This is a genomic window from Bradyrhizobium pachyrhizi (assembly GCF_001189245.1).
In the GTDB taxonomy this organism is placed as follows: Bacteria; Pseudomonadota; Alphaproteobacteria; order Rhizobiales; family Xanthobacteraceae; genus Bradyrhizobium; species Bradyrhizobium pachyrhizi.
Genome location: NZ_LFIQ01000025.1, coordinates 40511 through 49134 on the forward strand (window position 1 = coordinate 40511; position 8624 = coordinate 49134).

At 65.6% G+C, this 8624-nt stretch carries 9 protein-coding genes; 1 reads left to right on the forward strand and 8 read right to left on the reverse strand.

Annotated elements, in window-relative coordinates; all coding sequences use genetic code 11:
- Nucleotides 1-103: 103 nt before the first annotated feature.
- The 6 genes from AKL29_RS02215 to AKL29_RS02240 form a co-directional block, all read right to left on the reverse strand.
- On the reverse strand, nt 104-712 hold the full coding sequence (locus tag AKL29_RS02215) for a single stranded DNA-binding domain-containing protein (protein ID WP_050383015.1): 609 nt from the start codon (nt 710-712) through the stop codon (nt 104-106).
- A 290-nt stretch (nt 713-1002) separates the two neighbouring features.
- On the reverse strand, nt 1003-1581 hold the full coding sequence (locus AKL29_RS02220; RefSeq protein ID WP_167350371.1) for a hypothetical protein: 579 nt from the start codon (nt 1579-1581) through the stop codon (nt 1003-1005).
- Between the two features lie 116 nt (nt 1582-1697).
- The gene (locus AKL29_RS02225; protein ID WP_050383017.1) at nt 1698-2540 is read right to left on the reverse strand and encodes a shikimate dehydrogenase; all 843 of its coding nucleotides are present in this window, start codon (nt 2538-2540) and stop codon (nt 1698-1700) included.
- A gap of 31 nt (nt 2541-2571) precedes the next feature.
- Entirely contained in the window at nt 2572-3213 is a 642-nt protein-coding gene (locus AKL29_RS02230) for a YoaK family protein (protein WP_028336070.1), read from the reverse strand.
- A 183-nt stretch (nt 3214-3396) separates the two neighbouring features.
- Nucleotides 3397-5445, reverse strand: coding sequence for an elongation factor G (locus AKL29_RS02235; RefSeq protein WP_050382791.1), 2049 nt, complete (start codon nt 5443-5445; stop codon nt 3397-3399).
- Nucleotides 5446-5604: 159 nt separating this feature from the next.
- Nucleotides 5605-6519, reverse strand: a complete 915-nt coding sequence (locus AKL29_RS02240) for a LysR substrate-binding domain-containing protein (RefSeq protein ID WP_050382792.1) — start codon at nt 6517-6519, stop codon at nt 5605-5607.
- Nucleotides 6520-6637: 118 nt separating this feature from the next.
- On the opposite strand from AKL29_RS02240, the gene AKL29_RS02245 reads away from it, so the two are divergent.
- Nucleotides 6638-7570, forward strand: coding sequence for an alpha/beta fold hydrolase (locus tag AKL29_RS02245; RefSeq protein WP_050382795.1), 933 nt, complete (start codon nt 6638-6640; stop codon nt 7568-7570).
- Nucleotides 7571-7618: 48 nt separating this feature from the next.
- Here the strand turns inward: AKL29_RS02245 and AKL29_RS02250 are convergent, their stop codons facing one another.
- On the reverse strand, nt 7619-8101 hold the full coding sequence (locus AKL29_RS02250) for a DUF992 domain-containing protein (protein WP_050382797.1): 483 nt from the start codon (nt 8099-8101) through the stop codon (nt 7619-7621).
- Between the two features lie 319 nt (nt 8102-8420).
- The coding region (locus AKL29_RS44220; RefSeq protein ID WP_244481691.1) for a DUF992 domain-containing protein at nt 8421-8624 on the reverse strand (204 nt) is incomplete at its 5' end.

Sequence of the window (8624 nt, forward strand, 5' to 3'; positions counted from 1 at the left end):
GCCGTCGTTTCGCAGCGCTGCGGGCGACAGCGCGCTTCAACAACTCAACCCTGTGGTTATGGGTCCCTGCTTTCGCAGGGACGACAGTGGGGCCTGTTCAGCATCACATCGGCGGCGCGATCCCGTCGCGGCCGACGTTGACGCGGTTGGCTTCCAGCGTGCCGTCGTCCTTCTTCACCGCACCGAAGATGATGATCTTGGCGCCCGGCTTCAGCTCCGACTTGTCGCCGGCGACGAAGGTGACGACCGGGGTGCCCGGCGGCACCACGACTTTCTTCTCGCCGTCCTTGTACTTCACCGTGATGTTCTGGCCTTCGGTGCCCTTTACGGTCTCGGCGACGGTGGCGTTGGTCATGGTCGAGTTGGCGCGCAGGTCCCAGGGACGAAAGCCTTCGGCGGCGCCGCGCTGGTTTTCCGGGAAGATATGAACCGCGATCGCCTTCTGCGTTCCGTCGGGCTCGGGCATCGCGGTGACGCCGATATAGGAACCGGGCTTGATCTCCGACAGGTCGGTCCTGGCGACGCCGAACACCGCGACGTTGTCGGTGGTCCGCACCTTCATGTCGGCGCCGTCGCGCGACTTGATCGACAGCATCGCGCCGTCGACGGCCTCGATGGTGCCGCGGATGCGCACCGCCGGCGGCTGCTGCGCGGATGCAGCCGAGGCAAAGGCAACAAGAAGCAATGCGGCGAACAGCGTCGATTTCGGCATGGTGTCCCTCATGGGTTGGGCTGGCGGATGAAGGAACACCGGGGAATTGGTGGTATTCCGTGCAAGCCACAACTTCTCGCGGAAGCAACGGCTCGCACCAGAGCTACGCGCCGGACGAGGGGACTGTTACTGCGATAACGGACAGGTGATACGCTCGCATGTTCTGATCCCGTTCACATCGTCATTCCGGGATGGTCCGAAGGACCAGACCCGGAATCTCGAAATCCCGCAATTCGCAATTGCGAATTGAGGTTCGACGCTTCGCATCGCCCCCGGGATGACATTGTGCGTCACATCGGCGGCGTAAGGCCGTCGCGGCCGACGCTGACGCGATCGGTTTCAAGCGAGCCGTCCGGCAGTTTCTTCATGAAAGCGATGACCTTGGCGCCGGCCTTCAGGTCCGCCTTGTCGCCGGGAACATAGGTCACGACCGGCGTATCGGGTGTGACCTCCACCTTCTTCTCGCCGTCCTTGTATTTGATCAGCAATGTGTGGCCATCATTGCTGACAACGGATTGCGCAACGGTCGCATTGGTCATGCTGCTGTTCGGCTTCAGGTCGTAGGGCCGCGAGCCTTCGCCGGTGCCGCGCATGTTCTCCGGGAAGACATGCACCTCGACCGCCTTCGGCGTGCCGTCGGAGCCGGGCACGGTGGTCGTGCCGATGAAGGAACCGACCTTGATGTCGGACAGCGCGATCTTGGTGAGACCGAGCACCACCATGTTGCCTGCCATGTGCAGCTTGACGTCCTCGCCGCTGCGCGACTTCACCGCGAGCGTATCGCCGTCGACGCTCTCGACGGTTCCACGCACCCGCGTCGGCGTCGGCGGCTGTTGCGCGAGCGCGTAGAGCGTGGACACCGTCACCATCGCGAGCGCAATGAACGGCCGAATGAGATGGGAACGGCTGGCAGGCATAACTGATCTCCGGGAGGGAACGCGGGGGACTAACACCAGACCCCGTTCCGGAGATGCTATTCCAGGCCTCAAGTCTTTGTGAGATCGGCCTCAACAAGCGCACGCAGTTCCGGCGTGACCTGCGGACGCTGCCCGAACCACAATTCGAAACCGCGCACCGCCTGATGCAGCAGCATGCCTAGTCCATCGGCGGTCTTCAGACCACGCGCCTCTGCCGCCGCAAGCAGCGGCGTGACCAGCGGCACATAGACGAGATCGGAAACGACCGCGTGTTGCGGCAGCAGGCGGACATCGATCTCGAGCGCGGGCTGACCATGCATGCCGAGCGAGGTGGTATTCACCAGCAGGCCGGCGCGCGGCAGCAGCTCATCAACCTTGTCCCAGGTCGCGGGATGAACCCGCGCGCCGAATTGCCCGGCCAGCGCACGGGCGCGATCGATGCTGCGGTTGACCAGATGCACGCGCGCGATGCCGCGCTCGATCAGGCCGAACACCACCGCACGTGCCGCGCCGCCGGCGCCGAGCACCAGCGCGTCCTCCGTCTTGTCCCAGCCGGGCGCGCAGGCGTCGAGATTGTTGATGAAGCCTTCGACATCGGTGTTGGTCGAGCGCAACTCGCCATCGGCGAACCACAGCGTGTTGGCGGCGCCGACGGCACGGGCGCGCTCGTCCGGTGCCGACAGCGCCAGCGCGCGCTCCTTGTGCGGAATGGTGACATTGGCGCCGACGAAGCCGCGCAGCGACAGGCGAAACAGGAAATCCTTGAAATCCTCCGGCGGCACCGCCTCGATCACATAGCCGCCCTCGATGCCGAGCGTGCGCAGCCAGTAATGATGGATCAACGGCGAGCGGGAATGCGCGGCGGGCCAGCCGATCAGGCACGCGGCGCGGGTTTTGCTTGAGGACGTCATGATCGTGACATCGGCCAAGGCAGGCGCGCTGTCAATCCGTCCGCTTCGCGGTTGCGGCAACCAGCGCGCTGAGGGCGAACGCGGCGGCGGCGGCGAACCAGATCGCGGCGAGGTTGATCCAGCCATAGGCCAGCGCGCCGGCGAGCGCGCCCGCGACCAGCGCCGCCCACAGCAGCAGGTTCGGCAGCCAGGCCCAGCCCGCGCCGCCGGTGAGCGCGGCGGCGATCAGCTGACCGGCCTTCACCAGCGCCCCGGTGACATAGGTGAGGCCGAGCCCGGCGCCGCCTTCGAGCTGAAATACGGCGTTCTCGAGCCCCATCGCCAGCACGATGGCGGCGACCGCGGCGTTCGGCAGGCCATAGGCATAGGCCACCGCCGCCGCCGTGAGCAGCCACGCCTCGACCAGCAGGAGCAGGGGCTGGCGATGCGCCAGCGCGCTGAGCACGATCAGGCTACCGGCTGCGGCACCGGCGACGAACAGCACGATCAGCTCCAGCGCTTCCAGGGCGTGCTGCCAATGCCCCTCGGCCAGTGTCACGCCAAGCCGCGTCGAGTTGCCGCTCATGAAGGACACGAACAGCCCGCCGAGATGCAGATAGCCGATGCCGTCGACATAGCCGGCCATTGCGCTGAGCGCGCAGGCCAGCGCCAGGTTACGGCGGGATTCAAGCATGACGGTGGGAATCGCTCCCGGTGTTCAGAACGGCAATGTTCATGAAAGCAGTCGGTTTGGGAAGGAAGGGAGCGAAGCAAAGCGGCCTCGTCCGTCATTCCGGGATGGTCCGAAGGACCAGACCCGGAATCTCGAAATTCCGGGTTCGATGCTAACGCATCGCCCCGGAATGACGGAGTGCCATCAGGCCGCGTCGCGATGCGCGGCGATGATCTGGTCGGCGGCGCGGCCCGTCACTTCGGCCATGCGGTCGAACTGGCGGGTGAAGGTGCCGGCGCCGGCGGTGGCGGAGCGCAGCTCGACGATCAGGTCGCCGATCTCGGATTCCGGCATCGTGGCGCGGACGCAATCCCAGCCGATCCAGCCCTCGCGGGTGTCGAAGCCGAGGATCTGGCCGCGGCGCGCCGACAGGATCGCGTTGATCTTGGCGGTGGCATCGGTCGGACAGACGATCTCGACCATATGGATCGGCTCCAGCAGCACCGGCTGGCACTGCGGCAACCCCTCGCTGACCCCGATCCGCGCCGCGGTGCGGAACGCGAGATCGGACGAGTCGACGCTGTGATAGGAGCCGTCGGTCAGCGTGACATCGACGTCGATCACGGGAAAGCCGAGCGGGCCGCGCGCCAATGCGTCGACGACGCCCTCTTCCACCGCGCCGATATAGTTGCGCGGCACCGCGCCGCCGACCACTTTCTCGTGGAATTCAAAGCCTGACCCGCGCGGCTTCGGCTTGATGTCGAGCACGACGTCGCCGAACTGGCCATGGCCGCCGGACTGCTTCTTGTGCCGGCCGCGCTGGGTGATCGGTTTGCGGATGGTCTCCTGGTAGCCGATCGCCGGCGGATGCGATTTGACGTTGACGCCGTAGCGGTCCTTCAGCCGCTCCTGCGCCACGCGCAGATGCATCTCGCCCTGCCCCCACAGCACGGTGTCGTGGGTGCGCGGGTTCTGGATCATCGTCAGCGAGGGATCTTCCTCGTTCAGCCGCAGCAGCGCCTGGCCGAGCTTGACATCGTCCTTGCGGTCGGTCGCGGCAATCGAGATCGACAGCACGGCCGCGGCCGGGTCGACCTTGACCAGCGAGGCCGGCGCCGTCTTGCCGCTCGAGACCGTATCGCCGGTCTTGATCGCATCGAGCTTGCCGAGCGCGACAGCGTCACCGGCCTCGGCCTGCGGCCGCTTGCTGTCATGCCCGCCCGAGACCGCGAGGATGCCTGAGACGCGTCCGCTCTCGCCGCTCGAAGATTGCAGCGTCGCGCCGTCGTCGAGCCGGCCCGCAAGCACGCGCGCCAGCGACAGCTTGCCGCCATGCTGCAAGTGCACGGTCTTGAACACGTAGGCCAGCGCATCCTTCTGATCCTTGATGCCGAGCCGATTGGCGGTCTCGGCAACGCCGGGCGCCTCATGGCGCAGCGCCTTCATCAGGCGCAGCACGCCGTTCTCGCGGCTGGCAGCGCCGAGCAGCACCGGACAGATCTGGCCTTCGCGCAGTTCGCGGGCGAGATCGTCGAACACGGCATCGCGCGGCGGCTGGATATCCTCCAGCAACTGCTCCATCAGCGCGTCGTCATGGTCGGCCAGCTTCTCCAGCATCGAGAAGCGCGCTTCCTTCTCGCGATCGAGATTGCCGCCCTCGAGCGCCATCACCTCCGACGGCTTGTGCTCGCGATAGACGAAGGCGCGCTCCAGCGCGAGATCGACAAAGCCTTCGATCAGATCGCCGTTCCAGATCGGAATCTGGCGCAGCACCAGCGGCACGCGCGAGGCCGGCTGCAGCGTCGCAAGCGTCTCGCGGACGCGCTTGTTGGCGCGGTCGATCTTGTTCAGGAACAGGAAACGGGGAATTCCGAGCTCCTCGAGCTCGCGCAGGATGATCTGCAGCTGCGGCAGCTTCTTCTCATCGGCTTCGCAGACCACGACCGCGGCATCGACCGCCGGCAACGCTGCACGCATATCGTGCGCGAATTCGATCGAGCCGGGACAATCGATAAAGGTGTAGCTGTCCCCCATAAAGGTGGTGGTGGCGGCGGTCAGGCCTACGCCCATCTTGTGCTGACGCGCCTCGGGGCTGGCATCGCCGACGGAGGTTCCGGCATCGACGCTGCCGGCAGTCTTGATGGCGCCAGTGCGCGCCAGGATCGCTTCCAGAAGTGTGGTTTTACCGCTTTGGAAAGGGCCCACCAATGCGATGCATCGTGGACCTCGGGGACTTCTGACGTCTTGTCCCATTGCCGCCTCCTCGTTTTGGAGCTCGGCCCATGATTGGGTCGGCGACCGTTTATGCTCTGCCTGCGTTTGGCGTTTGGCAAGCAGGAAAACGTCGCTGCGGTGCGGCGTCGCGGAAGTTTGCAATTCCGAGCCTTCGTCCGGACAATTGCGTCCGCTGCGTCAGTTCCTTCGTGCAAGTCCCGGAGCAATCTCGCGCCAACGTATCGCAAGGTCGAGCAGACGCTGCACGGCGGGCGAGACATCTTCATCGCGCCACGCAATCGTGAGCGGAGCCGACACCGCCGGCGCGGCGAGCGCGATGTAAGCCACGCCGCGACCGGTCTGCGCGCGTGCCGCGGCCTCCGGAACGAGCGACACACCGACGCCGGCGGCGATCAGGCCGATCGCGGTTTGCAGATGCAGCACCTCCTGCGCGAGCCGCGGCGTGAAACCGGCGGCCTGGCACGCGGCGACGATCAGGCCGGTGACCGAAGGCTCCGGCCGCGCCGGATAGAGCACGAAGGCATCATCGGACAATTCGGCAAGCGCAATGTCGTCCCTCTCGGCAAGCGGATGTGCGCGCGGCAACGCCGCGACATAGGGCTCCTCCAGGATCAGGCGCTGGGCAAGACCCGCCTCCGGCAATAGCGCCGGGCGTGCGAAGCCGACATCGATCCGGCGTCGCCGCAGCGCTTCGGCAATCTCGGCCGCCAGCATCTCGTCAAGCACGAGCTCGACGTCGGGACAGGCGTCGCGATAGCTGCCTATGATATCGGGCAGACCGGCGAACATCGCGGAGCCGACGAATCCGATCGCGAGCTTGCCGGCCTGTCCGCGCCCGACGCGCTGCGTGTCCGCAACCGCGGCCTCGAAATTTGCGAGCAGGGAGCGGGCGCGCGCAAGCAGCAGCTCGCCCGCCTCGGTGAGCCTGACAGGACGGCTATTCCGCTGCAGCAACGTCACGCCGAGTTCGTCCTCGAGCTGACGGATCTGCTGGCTCAGCGGCGGTTGCGCGATGTGCAGCCGCTCGGCCGCGCGGGTGAAATTCAATTCCTCGCCGAGCGCCACGAAATATCTGAGATGTCGCAATTCCATGCCGTCGGTATAGCACGCCGGCGGGTACCGTCAGTCATACGCAATAGCTCTGCAACCGTATCGAACAAGTATTGGACCGGACGCGCGAACGCGGACAGCCTGCGGCAAAGGAGTCCCCATGACGGCGCTGGAAAAAGCCTTCGCGGAAGCAGCCGCGGCAGGCATCACACAACAGAAGATCGATATCGGCGGCCTGCGCGTCAACGTCGCGCGCTTCGGCAAAGGGCCGCCGCTGCTCCTGCTTCACGGCTGGCCGGAGTTCTGGTTGGTGTGGCGCCCGCTGATGCTGCGCCTCGGCGACAGTTTTGAACTGATCGCGCCCGACTTGCGCGGCTGCGGCGACACCGGCAAGCCGACACCGGGGCCCGATGCGTCGGCCACCGCGGAGCGTCACGCGCTGGATATGTTTGCTGTCATGGACGCGCTCGGTCATGACCGCTTCGGCGTGATCGGCGGCGATCTCGGCGCCTATGTCATGCAGGCGATGTCGCATCGTCAGCCGCAGCGGCTGACCGGGACGCTCTATCTCTGCACGCCCTATCCGGGCCTCGGGCATCGCTACGGCCAGCCCGGTCACCTGATCGAGGTCTGGTATCAATACTTCCAGCAGCTGCCATGGGCCGCGCAATTGGTCGGAAGCTCGCGCGAGTCATGCCGGCTCTACTTCCGGCATTTCCTCGACCACTGGTCGGGCGACGATCCTGCGGTGTTCGGCGAGCTGCTGGAAGCCTATGTCGACAACTTCATGAAGCCGGGCAACATCCAGGGCGGGTTCGACTGGTATCTCTCGTCCGCGCCTAATCGCCGGCTCTGGCTGGAAGGCAAGCTGCCGGCGCAGCCGCGCATCGACGTGCCCTCGCGCTTTCTCTGGGGCCGCCGCGATCCGTTGATCGCGCCCGAATGGTCGGACAGGTTGAAAGACTATTGGAGCGAATCTTCGATCAGGTTCGTCGAGACCGGGCACTATGTTCACGCCGAGGCGCCCGGGATCGTTGCCGAAGAAGCAAGCGGCTTCTTCGGCAAGCTGATCAACCGCACGGACGCATGTTAGAGCATGAAGTGCGAAGCGGTTTTCCGATAAGATCATGCTTAGACGGCTTTAGCGGCCCGGACGCAGCTCCAGGCTTTCGAGGCCGGCGGCGATGTTGATGCCGACCTGGCCCTGCACGCTGAGCGGCTGCAGGGCGATCGTGTTGTCGGAGCCGCCGACCAGCACGTTGCCGCCGACGCCGACACCGAGCGTCGCGCTGCCCTGCGCGCCGGCATAGTTGCCGGAGAGCGCACCCGGCCCGAGCCGGTCCACCGGCGCGTAGACGCCCCAGGCCAGCGCCGATTCCTGGGTGATGCCGAGATCGATGCCGACCTTCTGGATGGTCGCGATGTAACGATCCTCAGGCAGACCATTGGCGCGCAGCACGCAACCGAGATGGGTCACGGAACCGACGATGAAGCCGACGCTCGCGCCACCCCGGCATTCAAGGACGCCGACCTGCACGCGCTGGATCGGCTGTTGGGCGCTGGCGCCAACGATTGCGGTCAGCGTGGCAATGGCAGCACCGGCGAGGAAAGTGAAGCGACGCATGGTGGGAGTCTCCGGCTGAGGGGCATGACGCGAGCAGAGAACAGAACGGCGCCGTGTCTGCGGCGCCGTTCGCATCCTATGCCACAACATCGAACGTCCAGCCAGAATTTGCGGTGCCCGGCCACCGATTGTCAGAAGATGTTGCGGCGTTGCTATGTTCCTCCCGGGCCTGACGACTGATCGAGCAACGGACAGCAAACAACAGACAACAAAAAGGAGGCCCGCTTTCGCGGGCCTCTTTGATCGAACACCGACCAGCTTAGAGCGTTTTCGAGCGAAGTGGATACCGGTTCGCGTGAAGAAAACGCGTCAAAAAAATCTAGTGGTGGTGATGATGACGGTGGTGACGATGATGACGGCGCGGACCGCCGTAGGCGACCGGCTCGAGATCGATCCCGGCGATGCCGGCCGCAACGTTGAGGCCGGTCTGGCCCTGCACGCTGACCGGCTGCAGCGCATAGGCATTGTTCGGGCCGCCGAACAGGAAGTTACCGCCGGCACCGAGGCCGACCGAGGCATTGAC

Coding starts and splice junctions, on each gene's coding strand:
- AKL29_RS02225 (WP_050383017.1), bottom strand. CDS start 2,540: ATGACGTCCTCAAGCAAAACCCGCGCCGCGTGCCTGATCGGCTGGCCC.
- AKL29_RS02215 (WP_050383015.1), bottom strand. CDS start 712: ATGCCGAAATCGACGCTGTTCGCCGCATTGCTTCTTGTTGCCTTTGCC.
- AKL29_RS02250 (WP_050382797.1), bottom strand. CDS start 8,101: ATGCGTCGCTTCACTTTCCTCGCCGGTGCTGCCATTGCCACGCTGACC.
- AKL29_RS02235 (WP_050382791.1), bottom strand. CDS start 5,445: ATGGGACAAGACGTCAGAAGTCCCCGAGGTCCACGATGCATCGCATTG.
- AKL29_RS02245 (WP_050382795.1), top strand. CDS start 6,638: ATGACGGCGCTGGAAAAAGCCTTCGCGGAAGCAGCCGCGGCAGGCATC.
- AKL29_RS02220 (WP_167350371.1), bottom strand. CDS start 1,581: ATGGTGACGGTGTCCACGCTCTACGCGCTCGCGCAACAGCCGCCGACG.
- AKL29_RS02230 (WP_028336070.1), bottom strand. CDS start 3,213: ATGCTTGAATCCCGCCGTAACCTGGCGCTGGCCTGCGCGCTCAGCGCA.
- AKL29_RS02240 (WP_050382792.1), bottom strand. CDS start 6,519: ATGGAATTGCGACATCTCAGATATTTCGTGGCGCTCGGCGAGGAATTG.